Raw genomic sequence first — 14,888 nt, 5'->3', positions numbered from 1 at the left:
GGATCACGGGGCCGGCAGCGCGTCGGACTCCTGCTCCGCCGGGGGTCCGGCCGGTTTGCGCCGGCGCTCCCAGGCGCGGGCCAGCAGAATCGTCAGCCCGACATACCCCCACCCCGCAAGCACATCGACCACATAGTGCTCGCCCCCGTAGACAAGCGTGAAAGCCATCGCCAAGGGGAACAGCGCCAGCGGGATCTTCCACCACCAGTTCCGCGCCAGCGGCCACAACGCCACCGTCACCAGCAGGGCGAACGCGGAGTGCAACGACGGCAGGGCCGCCACCGGGTTGCCTTGGGCCGCAAGCCAGTCCCCGCTGACATCCACCGATACCAGATGGAACCCGAACCCGGTGCCCCGGTAGACCTCGGCGCCGAGGACACCCTCACGGGCCGCGTACCACGGGGGCGCCGCCGGTAACAGCACATAGGTGAGCAGACCGAGATAGGACAGGAGCACGATCCGGCGCATATACTTCGACCAGCGTTCGCGCGCCTGTACGTAGAAGATCGCCGCGATAAGCCAGGGAAGAACGAAATGGCTCGTGTAGACGATACCGGTCAACAGGGTCCACCACGGTTGCACACCCTCGTGGATCAGGTGGTCCTGTAACCACACCGTCGGGATCGTGCCACCGAACAACCAGCTCTCCGCCGTCACCAATTCCTCGACCCGCACCGGCATTCCGAGCGTATTGGCGATACCGCGCGTGTGGTCGTAGACCACCAGCGCAGCGATGAGCGGAACCCAATCGATCAGCGTGCGCATATGGTCACGCCACGGCCGATCCGGATTGAACGCGGCGATCCCGACGATGATCCAGACGGCCTGATATATCCGGTCGGTCGGCAGTCCGAACATGACGGTGACAACCGCCAATGCCAGCAGATAGGCCGACCACACACTGCTGCGCAGCAGCCAGCGCGGCCGCTGCCCGGCCGGCGCCTCGATTGCGGGGGCACCCATCTCACCAGTTTTCCACCAGCCGTCCGCAAGGTGAACGGGCGGCCACCGGGAAATGGCATCCACCGCCCAGTCGCGGCCATCCCGGCCGACGCGCGCATTAGGCTCGGGCGGTATGAGCCTGGGCGAAGTGGCCGCGGAGCTGTACGGGCGAACACCCGCGGACTTCGTGGCCGCGCGCAACGAACAGGTACGTGCCGCGAAGGAGGCAGGGAACAAGAAACTGGCCGCCGATATCGCTGCCCTGCGCAAACCCACAGTGGCTGCCTGGACGGTGAACATGCTGGTGCGCGCGGCACCCGACGAAATCGCCGCACTCCTGCGGCTGGGTGCTGATCTGCGTACCGCGCAGCGGGAGCTGTCCGGGAAACAACTGCGATCGCTCACCGCGCAGCGGCGGCAGGTGGTCGACGCACTCGCCGCCCGGGCCGGCACGGTCGCCGCCGAGCAGGGACAGCCGGTGAACGACGCCGTTCTCCGCCAGGTCGGTGAGACCCTCACCGCCGCCCTCGCCGACCCCGAGATCGCCGAAAGGGTTCGTACGGCGACGCTGGCATCGGCGGCGAACTACTCGGGTTTCGGCCCGGTGGGACCGGATCTCGCCGTCGTGCGGGAAGACGAAGTCACCGCCGAAGCGCAGGACGAGTCCTCCAGTCGGAAAGCATCCTCGAAACGCGCGGGCGGTAAGCATCACGACGACCGCGAGGCGCGGCGACGCGAACGCCGAGCGGAGGAGTTCCCGGCCGTCGAGCAGCAGGCGAAAAGTGCACTGGAAGCCGCCGAACAGAACGCCCGGCGGGCCGCCGAGGAACTCCGGCGCAGTGAAGAGCGGCTCGCGGAACTCCGGGCCGAACTGGCCGCGGCCGAAGAACAGCATCGTTTCGCGCGGCACGCCGAACGTGCCTCTCGTCGAGAGGTCCGCAGCGCGACCACCGAACTGGAACGGGCACGCCGGCGGTTGGAGTGAGCGCTCCCGGCCCTCGCCGCCGCCCTAGCGCTGATCTACGCGTGATCGGCCAGGGCCCCGTGCCCGGCCCGGCGTGCGCAGTGCGCACAGCAGAATATCTGTTCCGCCGCCTCGACACCGTGGCCGAGCACCCGGCAGCCACAATGCGCGCAGACCGGGGCGAGCTCGCTCGCGGCACATTCGAAACTGTCGAATGTCCACGACTGCCCGTCACGGCTGACAGTGAACGTCTTGTCGTAGTCGTTGCCGCAGGTAACACAGATGGCCATCGTCCACACACCTCCCAGGCGTTGTCGGCCGGTGCCGGACCGTGCCACCGACCGGGTGTCATCGGCGCCGTACCCGGCCCGGTGCCGGGCAAACACACCCTGTACGGGCCATGCCGGGGGGCTGCGTCGGCCGGCTGTGCGTGACGGTGACGTCATACAACGTCGGGAAACAGCGGGCCGGGCCGCGCCGGCCATATGTCGTGCCGGGTGGTTGCGCGGGTGGTTTCACCCTTCGTGGATGAGGTCGTCCCGCGGACCGCTGGGCACGATCGACGGATATTCGAGCAGGCCGGCGGTCGGGCACGACGCTGCTCGTGCGCCGCGCGAACCGGATCGAGGTCACGTCATGTCACTGCTGGTCCCCGCTGGTCAACGACGAACACTCGACGAACTCACCGACCGGCTCGACCTGGGGATCGGGGAAACGACCACGAAGCGTTCCGCGTTCTGGATCATGCTGACCCTGTCCGGCATCATCGCCGCGTCCGGGGTCGTCGGCGATTCGACCGCGACCGTGATCGGCGCGATGATCGTTGCCCCGTTGTCGGTGCCGATCCTCGGTGTGGGGCTCGGTATCGCCACCGGCCGTGGAGAACTGGTCGCCCGCAGCCTACTGCTCGTCCTGGCGGGGATCGTCCTGGTCGTTCTCGTGGGTTTCCTGTTCGCACAGGTATTGCCGAACCCGACGAATGTGCTGTCGAACTCGCAGGTGGTCGGCCGTACATCACCGAAACTGATGGATCTCACGGCCGCGCTGGCCACCGGGCTGGTGGGTGTGGTGGCGATCATCCGGCGCGATGTCGGTGATGTTCTGCCCGGGGTGGCCATCGCGATTTCGCTCGTCCCGCCGCTGGCGGTGGTGGGGGTGTGCCTGGGGTCGAGTGCGCCGGGTCTGGCGCTGGGCGCTTTCGTCCTGTTCGCATCGAATATGGTCGCCATGGTCATCACCGCCACCGTGGTGCTGGTGGTCACCGGGTATCCGGCCGAAGCCGGGGCGGGTGCCCAGCGGCGCGGGCGGGCGTATGCGGTGCTGGCGGCCGGGCTGATCGTGGTGGCCGTCCCGATGATGGTGAATTCGCTGTCCTCGCTCTGGGCCGACCAGATCGCCGATGCGGCCCGGAACTGGCTGGCAGATGTGCCCGGCGCGCAGGTAACCGATGTCAGCCTGCAATCGGATACCGCGACGATCCAGGTGCTGTCACCGGGCGAGCTACCCCCGACCGGCAGCCTCGAACGGTCGGTGCACGATCTGGTGCCCTGGCATCCCGATGTCGTGCTCGTGCATACGGTCGGCAGCCGGATCGCGAATTGAGGCCCGGCGACTTCATCCGCACCGGGTGACGCGGCCGCCGTCGCGGATACGGCATACCTGTTCATGGGGGATCGGATGAGGAGGACTCATGGCGCATACGACTGGTTCGCCCCGCAATCCGGTCGCACAAGGGGTGGCGGCCGTGACCTCGCTCGGGGTAGCGGTGCTCCTGCTCACGGTCGGGGTACTGTCCATTCTCGCGGGCGGTTCCGCCGTCGCGGGCGACGACCTTTTCGTCGAAGGACGGGATTACCTGTACCAATTGGACACCACGACCTGGGGTTGGGTGCATATCGTGGTGGGCGCGCTGATCGTGATCGCGGCAGTCGGCCTGCTGGCCGGGGCGGTCTGGGCGCGGGTCACCGCGGTATTCCTGGCCGCCCTGTCGATCATCGGGAACTTCCTGTGGCTCCCGTACTACCCGTGGTGGTCGATTCTCGTGATCGTTCTCGACATCGTGGTGATCTGGGCTGTGACCACCTGGACCCCGGATCGGCGATGAGCCGGGGCGGCGTGCCCCGGGTGCGCTGGCTCTGTCGTCGGTCCGGGCGACCTCATCCGTGGCGGGTGATGCGTTTGCGAGGCCGGGACGCCACCATGACGTGATGACCTACACCTCGGATCTCGGCCCGGTCGAATTGGTCGTTCTCTCCTTCCCCGGTGCACGGATCGACCGGTCGGTGACATCCGCGCTGGCCGAGGTGGTGGACCGCGGCTATGTCACGGTCCTCGACCTCATCTATCTGGCCATGGACGAGAAGGGCGAGCTCGGCCAGGTAGAAGTCGACGAATCGCTCACCGATATCGGGCTCGACGGGCTCACCGTCGATTCCCGCGGTCTGGTCAGCGACGAGGATCTCGACGTTGTACGGGCGGCGATGGAACCCGGGACTTCCGCCGTCGTGATCGCCTACGAGCAGACTTGGGCCTGCAAGCTGGCCGGCATGGTCCGCGGTGCGGGGGGCGAGGTCGCGCTGCATGTGCAGATTCCCCGGGATGCTGTGGCGGCGGCATCGTCGGCAGTCACTCGATAAGGAGAATCACATGGTGTTCCGTGCAGGACGTATCGGCCGGCCTGGGCTGCTCGGCACGGTGGCCCGCACTGCGGTGGTGGCGGGTACCGCCCGTGCGACGGCGAACGCGGTCGATCGGCATGCGCAGCGGCGCGCCGCGGAGAGCCGGGCCTACGGGGCGCAACAGGCACCGCCGCCCCCTTCGCAGCAGTACGGTCAGCCGGATCCCTACGCTCGGCCGGCTCCGGCGCCCGCGGCGGCGGAATCGGAGGACCTGGTCGACAAGCTGCACAGACTCGGTGAACTCCACGCCTCGGGTGTGCTCTCCGATGACGGATTCGCCGCGGCGAAAAGACAACTGCTCGGCTGACGGCTGCGCCCCGGTCGAAGCGCGTTCGCCGAGTGAATCCGGATGCGGCCCTCAGCGTTCCGGCGCCGACGTCCGGTGTGGGTCCGTCAGCGTCATACTGATGCCGATCAGGAGCCCGACGGTGACGACACTGATCGCGCCGATCAGCGGGCCGAGTACCTCCAGCGCTTCGGCGCCCTGCGGTTCCGCGGGGTGGGCGGCGGCATGGGCGTGCATCGCGGACATACCGGTGTAGTGCATGGTCGCCACACCTGCCGCCATCACCAGTGCCGCACCCACCGTGGAGACCGCACCCCAGGAGCGCAGGCTGAACCACAGGGTGACGGTGGCCGCGCCCATGGCGATCACCAGGGAGAGGGCGATACGAACCGGGTCGTAATCGATCTGGGCGTCGGTTTGCATCGCCGCCATACCCGTGTAGTGCATGGCACCGATTCCCAGGCCGGTGATCACTCCGCCGGTGAGCAGGATGGCGAGCCCGGAACCGGGTGTGCTCACCAGATAGAGGCCGACGCCGACGACCCCGATCGCGAGGGCCGCGCTGAGCACGGTGAGCGGGACGTCGAAGCGGATCTGGGCGCCGTCGATCGAAAAGCCGAGCATCGCAACGAAATGCATGACCCAGATACCGGTTCCCCCGATGGCGATCGAGGCCATGATCAGCCAGCCGAGCCGGCGCCGGCCCCGGCGCGCCTGTTTGGTGCACTGTAGTCCGATGGCGCAGCCGGTGGCCGAGAGAAAATACGCCAGCGCCGGCGTGAGCCAGCCCAGCGCGAAGTGTTCCAGGTGAAGCATGTCCATCCAATTTTCCGCCGGAATTCCCGGTCCTGTTGTGTGAGATAGACAGTACGACAGAGGAATCGGAGGAGTGTGCTGATTGTTTGCCGATTTACGGTGTTATCCGTCACACTCACTGATTGCGCATTGTGAATACGCAATATTGCATTCTCTGATGGCGGTTGCCGGAATGTGGGAGCGTGTAGGGGATGGACAAGTAGTCGTGGCGAAACCCGATGGGTCATCGGATGATTCGTTCGCTTTGACTGCTCTCGATTCGGTCTCGGGGTGGTGTGGGGGATGAGGTGGTCCGAAGCGGGCATCCGTCCAGCAGATTCGATGCCGGCGGTAGCCATTGCATAACCAAAGGTTCTCGAACTTCGTCGAACCCTCATTGCGACCGGTCTCCCGTGCGGGCTGCGGGCTGTCGATGGGTATCGGCGGATATCGCCGAACGGTTACATGTACACCGGCGGACCCGGCTGATAGTCATTGGGTATGACTACTCCGGGTGAGTTCGAATTCGAGGACATCTACCGCACCGGCGGGCCCTTCGGGCCGGGCGCCACACCGCCGTGGAGCATCGGGGAACCGCAACCCGCGCTCGCCGCGCTCATCGAACAGGGGCGGTTCCACGGCGAAATCCTCGACGCCGGATGCGGTGAGGGCGCGATCTCGCTGGACCTCGCGGCCCGTGGCTACACCACAGTAGGGTTGGACCTGGCGCCGACCGCGATCGAATCCGCCCGGGCCGAGGCGCGCCGTCGTGGGCTGGGGAATGCCACGTTCGAGGTTGCGGATATCACGTCGTTCATCGGTTACGACGGGCGGTTCGGCACCGTTGTCGACAGCACGCTGTTCCATTCGATACCGGTCGAGGCGCGGGAAGGGTACCTGCGTTCGATCGCCCGGTCGGCCGCCCCCGGGGCGTCCTACTTCGCGTTGGTTTTCGACCGATCAGCCTTTCCTGAGGTCACGGGCCCGGGGCCGGCGCCGGTCTCGGCCGACGAGCTGCGAACGGCGGTCTCGAAGTACTGGGTGGTCGACGAGATCGAACCCGCGCGGATCCACGGCAAGATTCCCGCCGCCGCGCTGGAGACCCCGGCCGGCGATCCGATCTTCCGGCTGGAGGCCATGCGCGACGAACCGCACGGCCGCAAATCTGTCCCCGGCTGGCTGCTCTCGGCGCATCTGGGCTGATCCTGCTCGTACCCGGCCCGTGGTGTGAGAGCCGGGCCGGGTGGGCGGGCGCTACGGATTCCCGGCCGGTGCCGGGCGGCAACGGATATCTGCTGAACGACCGGTTCGTCACCTTCTGTGGTGGAGGGCGGTGACCCGTGCGCTCGCCCGGTGGCAGGTGCCGGCGCACTCGCGGCTCGGGGTGGCCGCAGTATTACGGAAATGTCCGGTATTTCCGTAATTATCCGAGTGATCAGGGCGCGCAAGATAATTCGATGTAATACACTCGTGTAATTCCATCGATCGAATTTGGATCGCGCTCTGATTTGATTTCTATTAACCTCGGTTTCGTATCACGTTTGCAAAACGGAACGAGTACGTTAGGATTACGGCACTACCAATGTGGACGGCGCGCAGGGCGTCATCGGTTGGATGATTGATTGGAGAAGGAAATGGGTTCTGTCGACCTGGGAAACCTCGGGACTCTGCTGGGTGCGTTCGGGAGCATTTTCAGTGGATTCGGCGATCTGACGAGCTTCTCCGCCGAGTGACAAGTGGCTCGTGTACGCAGGTAGACCTGCAGGAACAGCCCGCCGGATCGGAAATCCGGCGGGCTGTTCTCATATCTGCCGAAGTCGCCTGGAAAATTGTCGGAGTCAATACTGTTGGGGCTGCCGGATATTCGGTCCAGAGCGGCACCGGCTACGCTGGGGCAGATGTCCGGAATCGACGACTTTGCTCGAAGCGGTACGCCGCTGTGTGACGAACCCGCCGACTCGGCCGGCAGATGCGGACTCGGGTCCGGTGATCTGTGTATCCCGTATCGGCGCGTCCACGACGGCACTTGGGGCTATCTGTGGGGGGACTGCTGGCGCGGGCCGGGACAATCGGGTGATTATCTCGGTTCCCCACTGATTCTGGTCGAGGACGATTTCGATCCGTCCGGTGCCCGCGCCATCGAATTCACGCGCCCGCTTCCGGGAGACCGGCCGGCCGGACAACTGTTCGACTACCGGCACCACGCGGACAACGGATTCGGTGTCACGGAGGTCTCGCGTATCCCCAACGACGCCATCGAATTCGGTGGTCGCACCTTCGTTCAGTACACCTCCGTGCACACCTGGGTCCCGCCGGACTCCGATACCGACGGCTCCGCGTTCTCGGGTATCGCCTACTCCGACGATTACGGCATCACGTGGCAGGACTTCCCGCACCACTGGCCCGGTGCCGCGCTCGGTATCAACGGGAATCCTTACGGTATGTGGACATTCGCCGGTATCGATCCCGACGGCTACCTGTATATCTTCGCCAAGCCGTGGAACGGCAGCCACCATTTCCGCCACGATCGCGGGGGTATCCACCTCTTCCGATACGACCCCGCCGCCTTCTTCCACGGCGATTTCGCCGCCCAGCAGAACTGGGCCCATATCGACGGAGAATGGGGCTGGTATCCCGCCGCCCGGCAAGCCCCGACCCCGATCTTCGGTCCCGGCAACAACCTCGGCGAATTCTCCGTCGAACGTATCGGTCCGGTCTATGTGATGTCGTACTTCGACTGCTCCGACCTGAGCATTCGCACCCGTACCGCGCCGCGCCCGGACGCGCTGTGGTCCGCCGCGAAAACGCAGGTGGTGCACGACGCAACGGCCTCGCCGGCGCACGCCGGCCGCCCGCAACTGCCGAACCTCTACGGTGGCTATCTGCACCCGGGGTCGTCCTCGCCCGACAACCTGACCGCGGTGATCAGCCGGTGGACCGGTATCGCCGGCTCCGGCCCGTACACTGCCACGCAGTGGACGGGCCTATCGGCCTGAGCGGCGGATTCAGCGAGTGGCTGCCAGTAGATCGGCCGCCTTTTCGCCGATCACCACCGCGGGTGCATGGGTATGGCCACGGATAATCGTCGGCATCACCGAAGCATCGGCCACCCGCAGCCCATCGACGCCGCGCACCTTCAGCTCCGGCGTCACCACACTGCCGGAATCACTGCCCATCCGGCACGTACCCACCGGGTGGTACAAGGTATGAGAATGCCAGGTGAGCGCCTCTTCGAGGGTCTCGTCGAGGGTTTCGCGCTCCCGTTTGGGCTGGAGGAACGCGCCGAGCGACGGCCCCAACGGTGCGGTGCGGGCGATCCGGTGCGCAATCCGCAGACCCTCGAGCATCGCGGCACGATCGGCGCCGTCGCTGTCGGACAGATACCTCGGGTCCACGAGGACCTTGGCGGCGGGGTCGGCCCCGGTGAGGGTGACCGTTCCGCGGCTGCGTGGGCGCAGCAGGACCGGCCCGAGTGCGACGGCATGGCCCGGGGCCACCCCGATCCCTTCGTCGAAGAACGGCGCGGGGCCGAAAATGAGCTCGAGGTCGGGTAATTCGAGATCGGGCCGACTCCGTACGAAACCGTAGGCCTCGCCGACATTCGAGGTGAGCAATCCGCGCCGGCGTAGCAGATAATCGAGCAACTGGCGCGGTTTCTCCGCGTCGAAGAGGCTCCCGGAATCGACGCCGAAACCGATGAGTGAAACCAGGTGATCGCTCATATTGCGGCCGATATCCGGAATATGGCGCAACACCGGAATATTATGCGCACGCAACTGCTGTTCGTCCCCGATACCGGAGAGCATCAGCAATTGTGGAGTGTTGATCGCGCCGCCGCAGAGCACGATCTCCTTCCGGGCCCGGACGGTAAAAACTCGATTGCCTTTGCGATATTCGACGCCGACGGCACGGGTACCTTCGAAGATGACTCTGTTCGCGTGCGCCTCGGTGAGCACGGTCAGATTCGGCCGGCGCCGGGCCGGCTTCAGATACGCGTCGGCGGTACTCCACCGCGCTCCGCGTTTCTGGTTGACCATCGTCTGGCAGAAGCCCTCCGGCTGCGCCGTATTGGCCCGCTCGTTCTTGAAACCGGCCAATTCGGCAGCCGCCAGGAATTTCCCGGTCCACGGGTTCGCGGTGCGCTGGTGCGAGACCTGTAGCGGCCCGGACCGGCCCTCGTCGGGTTCGGACGCGCCCTCCACGGCTTCGATCTTCTTGAAATACTCGACGATATGGGCGAACGACCAGGTATCGCCGGCCGCGGTCGCCCACTCGTCGTAGTCGGCGGCGAAACCGCGCACCCACATCATGGCGTTCATCGACGACGAGCCACCGAGCAACTTCCCGCGCGGGTACAGAATCTGACGGTTGCCCAGTTCGGGTTGCGCGGTGGTGAGGTAGCCCCAATCGCATTCGCCTCCGAAGAGTTTGGAGAACGCGGCCGGGATATGAGCGAACCGGTTGGTGTCCTCCGGGCCGGCCTCGAGCGCGACGACCTGGCTTCCCGGACTCTCGCTCAGCCGGGCGGCGAGGACTGCCCCGGCCGAACCGGTGCCGACAACGACGTAATCGGCGGTGGCCGGCAGAGCCGTATCTGCTTTCATCGGTGTGCTCCAGTCGTGGTCAGCCGCGCAGGGCGGAAGCGAAAATAGCGGGCAGCCGCGACCAGCGCGGTTCGGCGGCGAAAGCGGTGAGCAGGCGACCGGTTTGCGCGGCGGTCCGGTTGGTGACGAACCACGGCGGTTTCGGGGTCAGCGACCATTCCCGGTTCAGCAACGAACGCGGCGCGGGCCGGAACGGTCCCCGGACGACGGTGCGTTCGATCCGGTCGATCAGCCAGGCGTTGTGCACGACACCTATTCCGCTCTGGACATCGTCGAGGGTATGGCCGGGATAGGCGCCCCAGCTCGCCGTTGGGGTCAGATAGCCGACCGCAGTCCATGCGTTGACCGCGACGGTGCCGTAGCGCAGCCGCTCGATCAGGTCCTCGAACCCGGCGCCGAGGTCGGCGATGGTGTCCGGATGCGCGACGATATTGATCCCGAGAGTGCCGGTGAGCCGTTCGTTGGCGGTATCCACCGCCGCGCCGGCGAAGGCGGCGCCGGTTCCCGGCAGTTCCACGACGCCGAGAACCGGTGCGAAGTATTCGGTCGTGTACAGCGCCTCCGCGGCGGCGGGATCGAGTCCGGTCACCAGTGCACGTTCGCCCTGGGGGCCCAGCCGGCGGGCGTCGGGGTAAGTCGCGCGCGCCCCGGCCACGCGGTCGTCGCTGCCGGGGTAGTAGGCGCGGCGGGCCGGAGCGCGGTCCAAGGCGGCGGCCAGGGCTTTCAGGAATTCGTCCTTCTGCGGCCAGTCGGCGGAGACGATCACCGCCTGCGCCGCCACACAGTTGTAGCCGCCGTTGTGCAGCCGCTGGGTCGCGATATGTTCGGCCTGGAACTGCACATCGGCCGCACTCCACCGGCCGGGTAGCACGATCGTCGGGGAGACGCCGCCGAGTTCACTGCTGATCGGCTTGTCCAGCAGTGGCGTTCCGGCGGCCTTCCGGGCCGCGGCATCCGGGCCGGTGCCCCAGACGATCGCGTCGTGGGTTGCGGCGCTACCGGTCATGTGGACGTGGGTGACTTTCTCATGGGCGATCAGGCGCCCGCCGATATCGGCGCCACCGGTGAGGATGCGCACCACCCCGAGGTCGATCAGCGGTGCGAAGATCTTCTCGAAAACCGGCAGCAGCGGATCGGTGATCGGGTTCAGTTTGAGCGCAACCACCCGATTGTGCGCGATGAGCTCGTACACCGTGTCCAGCGGCGCGATCGAGGTGATATTGCCCGCGCCGAGTACGGCGCCGATACCGTGCGTGCGGGTCGGATCCAGCTGAGCGAGACCCGCATTGGCTCGCGCCGCGGCCGAACTCACCCCGCGCTGCAGCCAGATCTCGGCGCTGAATCCGCTGAGCAGCAGTTCGTCGTAGAGGCCCGTGGGCAGTACCTGGACAGTCACCTGATTACCGGCTGCACCGAACTTCGTCTTCGCGAGCGGGCTCCTGCCCTGCTCCAGCGATTCGAGAGTGCGCGAGACGGTGGCGAGAGCGGTTGCGAACCCATAGGGACCCGACATCCATTCCTCGCCCACCAGCGGCGACGAGGTATCCAGGCCTTTGATCCCGGCGGCGGCGTCGACCCATTCTTGGGCGTGCTGCCCGGTGAGCGCGCGGACCCGGTCGAGCAGGGCGCGTCTGCCGGTGAGCGGTAGCCGGGACCATTTCTGCTCGCCGCGGGCAAGGTCGGAGACGGCGGCGTCGATCACGGTATCGGCGGCGGCGGCCTGTTCTTTCTGCACGGTGCACTCCGTTGACGAGAATCGCGCGGTTATCCGGACACTGATGAGTGTGACTGTGCTCACGACCGAAGGGTATGTGTCACCGTTGCGTACACGGCGGGCAATATTTGTGCATGCGCACAACCGGGGCGTGGCCTGAGTCACTACCGGATGCGTACACTGCCGGATATGACCACGCCCGCGCCTGTGACTCCCGCCCCCGAAGCGTCGGCCTTGGCCGCCCGGCTGTCGGATGCTGTCGAGGTGCTGACCGATATCCTCGTGGGTCGCATCGCCGCGGCCGACCCCTCCTATGGAGAATCCGGGCTGCTGACCGAGGACCAATTGGCCCACACCTGCCGGGAAAACCTGGGATCGGTGATCGGCGCCCTGGCCGGTACGCACCCGTTCCGGTTGCAACCGGCCCGTGCGGCCGGGCGCCTGAAGGCCGAACAGGGCATTCCGATCGCTGCCCTGTTGCATGCCTACCGGCTCGGCGGCAGGCTCATCTGGGAAGAACTGACCGCACGCTCGGACGGGCCCGGTGATCCGCGGCTGCACGATCTGGCCACGCATCTGTGGGAACTCATCGACCTGTACTCCGACGCCGCCGTCGAGGCCTACCGCGATACCGAAGTCCTGCTCGCGCATTCCGATGCCCAGGTCCAGAGCCGGCTCATCCGGACCCTGTTCGACGACCATTCCGGAAACCCGGCCCGGGTGCTCGACGTACTGCGGACGCTGGGGTTCCCCGAACGCGGTGCGTTCGCCGTCGTCGCGATCGATACCGAATCCACCGCGCCCTTACCGGCGAAACTCGCGGCGGCGCTGGACGGCCTCGGTATCAGGTCGGTCTGGGATGCGCAGATCGACGCGTATATCGGGTTGATGTCCGCGGCCGCGCCGGCCGCAATCGATCGCGCGGCCGTGACGATTTCCTCGATCGTCGCCGACCGGGTCGGTATCAGTACCGTGTTCTGGGCGTCCCAGGCCATTCCCGCGGGGCTCACCGAGGCTCGGCTGGCCGCGCGTTCGGTCCGCGCCGGCGCCACCGGTGTGGTGCGCTTCGGTGACGAACCCGTCGGTCACCTGCTCATCGCCGTGCCCGCGGCGGGACGACGGGCCGCCACGCAGATCCTGGGGCCCGTCCTCGAGCTCCCCGATCCCGAACGTGACGATCTGATCGCGGCCCTCGATGCCTGGTACCGCTGCGGCGGTTCGGCCGCGGCGGTGGCCGAAACGATGCACTGCCACCGCAATACGGTGCGTTACCGGCTGCGGAAGATCCGCGATCTCACCGGCCGCGACACCACCGATCCGCGCCAGTCCGCCGAGCTGTATCTGGCGCTGGAGGCGTGGTCGCTGCTGGGTGCCGGCCGGGAGGCGTGAACTGCCGGCGCCGGTCAGCCGCCGGTGATCAGCAGGGGGAGTGCGCCGGTGTCGAGAATATGGTCGCAGTGCCGGGACAGGATGGTCAGAAACAGCTCGTCGCCTCGGTCGGTGCGTTCCACCACGACCGAGGCGGCGATCGACATGATCACGCCCATGAAACTCTGGCGGCGCACCGCCTCCCGGATCTGCTCCGGTGTCCGTGCCGGTTCCGGGCCCAGTGCCGCATGGTAGGTCAGCAGGAGTTCGTCGTAGTGTGCCCGGCGGAGGTCGGCGGGTAGGGCGCCGCCCAGGAAATAGGCCAGGTCCGTGAGTGCGGGCCCGACCATCACCCCCTGCCAATCCACGACCGTCAGTGACCGCGCCGACTCCCGCGCCCCGAACAACATATTGTCCAGGCGATAGTCGCCGTGCACGAGACCGCGCTGCTCCGCACTCATCAGTGCGAGATAGTGGTCGAACGCGGTGACCAGTGAATCGCATACCGAACGCTGGGGGCCCGACAGGTATTCGCGGTACCGCGCGAGGAACAGCGTATACAGTTGCGTCAGCAGTTCGGCATTCAACAGGGAACCGCGTTCGAGCCAGCCGGCTTCGATCAGCGACGGCCGCCCCGCGGTGAGAGTATGCAGCCGGCCGAGCTCGGTCACCGCGCGCCGCGCCTGTTCCACGGTGGCGCCACGGATCTCGTCACCGGCTACGGCGGGCGCCGCGTCTTCCAGCACGAGATCGAAGGCGCCGGAACCGGCATCGATGGCGGCGTGATAGCAACCTGGAGCCGGCCCGGAGCCGAGGTGCGGTACCAGCTCGCGGTAGAAGCGCACCTCGCTGTCGTACAACCCCATCGCCGCCCCGGTCTGCCGGCTGGTCGGGTCTGCCGAGGCGACTTTCAGGATCACCGACGCCGGCCCGGCCGAGCCGGGTGCGTAGCGGACTGCGATCCGATAGCAATCGCTGACCTGCCCGGTGCCGATGCGTTCGTACGAAAAGCCGTGAACGGCGGCGCCCAGCACGGCTGTCAGCCAAGCATTCGTGAGGTCGGCCGGCTGCGAGACGACCGCGAGGTCCGGAGGGTCCGCCATGGCCGAACGCTACCGTGCGGCCGGGCGCCGCACTCGCCTTTCGAAGATATTACTGTTGTTGTTACCGCACGGCGGAATCAGGTCCACAGCGCCGCGATCAGCACATTGACGATCGCGAGCCCGCCGGCCGCGTCCGGCATCCAGCCCGCGTCCTTGCCCCGTTTCGCGTCGGCCCGAGCCATTTCCGCGAACGCCGCCACCAGTACCGAGATCACCAGCTTGATCCCGATCTTCATCATGTTCAGGTCCTTGTCCAGCGAGGACACCGATTCGGCGAGCCCGACCAGGATTATCCCGGTGATGAGCTGGGCCCGTGCGCCCCAGACCATCACCTCGTTGACCGCGGGCCGCCCGGCGGCGTATCCGCCGACCACGGCCGCCATCCCGAGCAGATGGGTGACGACCACAACGTTGTAGACGAGTTCCATACGACC

The 14,888-nt window shown here is 66.7% G+C and carries 15 protein-coding genes; 8 read left to right on the top strand and 7 right to left on the bottom strand.

The window, feature by feature from the left end; genetic code table 11:
* Positions 1–3 precede the first annotated feature (3 nt).
* Positions 4–963, bottom strand: coding sequence for a phosphatase PAP2 family protein (locus tag NFL01S_RS23325; RefSeq protein ID WP_084493173.1), 960 nt, complete (start codon positions 961–963; stop codon positions 4–6).
* A 112-nt stretch (positions 964–1,075) separates the two neighbouring features.
* On the opposite strand from NFL01S_RS23325, the gene NFL01S_RS23320 reads away from it, so the two are divergent.
* Positions 1,076–1,927 carry a hypothetical protein gene (locus NFL01S_RS23320; RefSeq protein ID WP_062978415.1) on the top strand — a complete coding sequence of 284 codons (852 nt, stop codon included), beginning with the start codon at positions 1,076–1,078 and terminating at the stop codon, positions 1,925–1,927.
* Between the two features lie 35 nt (positions 1,928–1,962).
* On the opposite strand, the gene NFL01S_RS23315 is transcribed toward NFL01S_RS23320, so the two are convergent.
* Positions 1,963–2,196, bottom strand: coding sequence for a metallothionein (locus NFL01S_RS23315; protein ID WP_062978532.1), 234 nt, complete (start codon positions 2,194–2,196; stop codon positions 1,963–1,965).
* A 346-nt stretch (positions 2,197–2,542) separates the two neighbouring features.
* On the opposite strand from NFL01S_RS23315, the gene NFL01S_RS23310 reads away from it, so the two are divergent.
* From NFL01S_RS23310 to NFL01S_RS23295, 4 genes are all read left to right on the top strand, one after another.
* Positions 2,543–3,508 carry a TIGR00341 family protein gene (locus NFL01S_RS23310; RefSeq protein WP_062978414.1) on the top strand — a complete coding sequence of 322 codons (966 nt, stop codon included), beginning with the start codon at positions 2,543–2,545 and terminating at the stop codon, positions 3,506–3,508.
* An 88-nt stretch (positions 3,509–3,596) separates the two neighbouring features.
* The gene (locus NFL01S_RS23305) at positions 3,597–4,010 is read left to right on the top strand and encodes a DUF7144 family membrane protein (protein WP_062978413.1); all 414 of its coding nucleotides are present in this window, start codon (positions 3,597–3,599) and stop codon (positions 4,008–4,010) included.
* Positions 4,011–4,113: 103 nt separating this feature from the next.
* Positions 4,114–4,542, top strand: a complete 429-nt coding sequence (locus tag NFL01S_RS23300; RefSeq protein ID WP_062978412.1) for a DUF6325 family protein — start codon at positions 4,114–4,116, stop codon at positions 4,540–4,542.
* Between the two features lie 10 nt (positions 4,543–4,552).
* The gene (locus NFL01S_RS23295; protein ID WP_062978411.1) at positions 4,553–4,891 is read left to right on the top strand and encodes an SHOCT domain-containing protein; all 339 of its coding nucleotides are present in this window, start codon (positions 4,553–4,555) and stop codon (positions 4,889–4,891) included.
* 51 nt (positions 4,892–4,942) lie between these two features.
* Here the strand turns inward: NFL01S_RS23295 and NFL01S_RS23290 are convergent, their stop codons facing one another.
* Positions 4,943–5,692 carry an MHYT domain-containing protein gene (locus tag NFL01S_RS23290; RefSeq protein WP_062978410.1) on the bottom strand — a complete coding sequence of 250 codons (750 nt, stop codon included), beginning with the start codon at positions 5,690–5,692 and terminating at the stop codon, positions 4,943–4,945.
* Between the two features lie 474 nt (positions 5,693–6,166).
* Between NFL01S_RS23290 and NFL01S_RS23285 the strand changes: the two genes are divergently transcribed.
* On the top strand, positions 6,167–6,868 hold the full coding sequence (locus NFL01S_RS23285; RefSeq protein WP_062978409.1) for a class I SAM-dependent methyltransferase: 702 nt from the start codon (positions 6,167–6,169) through the stop codon (positions 6,866–6,868).
* 695 nt (positions 6,869–7,563) lie between these two features.
* Entirely contained in the window at positions 7,564–8,661 is a 1,098-nt protein-coding gene (locus tag NFL01S_RS23280; RefSeq protein WP_062978408.1) for a DUF4185 domain-containing protein, read from the top strand.
* Positions 8,662–8,670: 9 nt separating this feature from the next.
* On the opposite strand, the gene NFL01S_RS23275 is transcribed toward NFL01S_RS23280, so the two are convergent.
* Together NFL01S_RS23275 and NFL01S_RS23270 are read right to left on the bottom strand one after the other, a co-directional pair.
* Entirely contained in the window at positions 8,671–10,269 is a 1,599-nt protein-coding gene (locus tag NFL01S_RS23275) for a GMC family oxidoreductase (RefSeq protein ID WP_062978407.1), read from the bottom strand.
* 19 nt (positions 10,270–10,288) lie between these two features.
* A complete protein-coding gene (locus NFL01S_RS23270) occupies positions 10,289–12,004 on the bottom strand; it encodes an aldehyde dehydrogenase family protein (RefSeq protein ID WP_062978406.1) in 1,716 nt (571 codons plus the stop codon).
* A 168-nt stretch (positions 12,005–12,172) separates the two neighbouring features.
* Here NFL01S_RS23270 and NFL01S_RS23265 point away from each other — a divergent pair, with 168 nt between their 5' ends.
* Positions 12,173–13,372: a PucR family transcriptional regulator gene (locus NFL01S_RS23265; RefSeq protein WP_062978531.1), complete on the top strand. Its 1,200-nt coding sequence runs from the start codon at positions 12,173–12,175 to the stop codon at positions 13,370–13,372.
* 14 nt (positions 13,373–13,386) lie between these two features.
* Here the strand turns inward: NFL01S_RS23265 and NFL01S_RS23260 are convergent, their stop codons facing one another.
* Together NFL01S_RS23260 and NFL01S_RS23255 are read right to left on the bottom strand one after the other, a co-directional pair.
* A complete protein-coding gene (locus tag NFL01S_RS23260; RefSeq protein WP_062978405.1) occupies positions 13,387–14,454 on the bottom strand; it encodes a phosphotransferase in 1,068 nt (355 codons plus the stop codon).
* Positions 14,455–14,531: 77 nt separating this feature from the next.
* Positions 14,532–14,882 (bottom strand): hypothetical protein, encoded by a 351-nt coding sequence (locus NFL01S_RS23255; RefSeq protein ID WP_062978404.1) that lies wholly within the window; start codon positions 14,880–14,882, stop codon positions 14,532–14,534.
* Positions 14,883–14,888 lie beyond the last annotated feature (6 nt).

Source organism: Nocardia flavorosea NBRC 108225 (assembly GCF_001613385.1).
In the GTDB taxonomy this organism is placed as follows: Bacteria; Actinomycetota; Actinomycetes; order Mycobacteriales; family Mycobacteriaceae; genus Nocardia; species Nocardia flavorosea.
This window is presented reverse-complemented; position numbering and strand designations above follow the sequence as displayed.

Coding starts and splice junctions, on each gene's coding strand:
- NFL01S_RS23325 (WP_084493173.1), bottom strand. CDS start 963: ATGGGTGCCCCCGCAATCGAGGCGCCGGCCGGGCAGCGGCCGCGCTGG.
- NFL01S_RS23320 (WP_062978415.1), top strand. CDS start 1,076: ATGAGCCTGGGCGAAGTGGCCGCGGAGCTGTACGGGCGAACACCCGCG.
- NFL01S_RS23315 (WP_062978532.1), bottom strand. CDS start 2,196: ATGGCCATCTGTGTTACCTGCGGCAACGACTACGACAAGACGTTCACT.
- NFL01S_RS23310 (WP_062978414.1), top strand. CDS start 2,543: ATGTCACTGCTGGTCCCCGCTGGTCAACGACGAACACTCGACGAACTC.
- NFL01S_RS23305 (WP_062978413.1), top strand. CDS start 3,597: ATGGCGCATACGACTGGTTCGCCCCGCAATCCGGTCGCACAAGGGGTG.
- NFL01S_RS23300 (WP_062978412.1), top strand. CDS start 4,114: ATGACCTACACCTCGGATCTCGGCCCGGTCGAATTGGTCGTTCTCTCC.
- NFL01S_RS23295 (WP_062978411.1), top strand. CDS start 4,553: ATGGTGTTCCGTGCAGGACGTATCGGCCGGCCTGGGCTGCTCGGCACG.
- NFL01S_RS23290 (WP_062978410.1), bottom strand. CDS start 5,692: ATGGACATGCTTCACCTGGAACACTTCGCGCTGGGCTGGCTCACGCCG.
- NFL01S_RS23285 (WP_062978409.1), top strand. CDS start 6,167: ATGACTACTCCGGGTGAGTTCGAATTCGAGGACATCTACCGCACCGGC.
- NFL01S_RS23280 (WP_062978408.1), top strand. CDS start 7,564: ATGTCCGGAATCGACGACTTTGCTCGAAGCGGTACGCCGCTGTGTGAC.
- NFL01S_RS23275 (WP_062978407.1), bottom strand. CDS start 10,269: ATGAAAGCAGATACGGCTCTGCCGGCCACCGCCGATTACGTCGTTGTC.
- NFL01S_RS23265 (WP_062978531.1), top strand. CDS start 12,173: ATGACCACGCCCGCGCCTGTGACTCCCGCCCCCGAAGCGTCGGCCTTG.
- NFL01S_RS23260 (WP_062978405.1), bottom strand. CDS start 14,454: ATGGCGGACCCTCCGGACCTCGCGGTCGTCTCGCAGCCGGCCGACCTC.
- NFL01S_RS23255 (WP_062978404.1), bottom strand. CDS start 14,882: ATGGAACTCGTCTACAACGTTGTGGTCGTCACCCATCTGCTCGGGATG.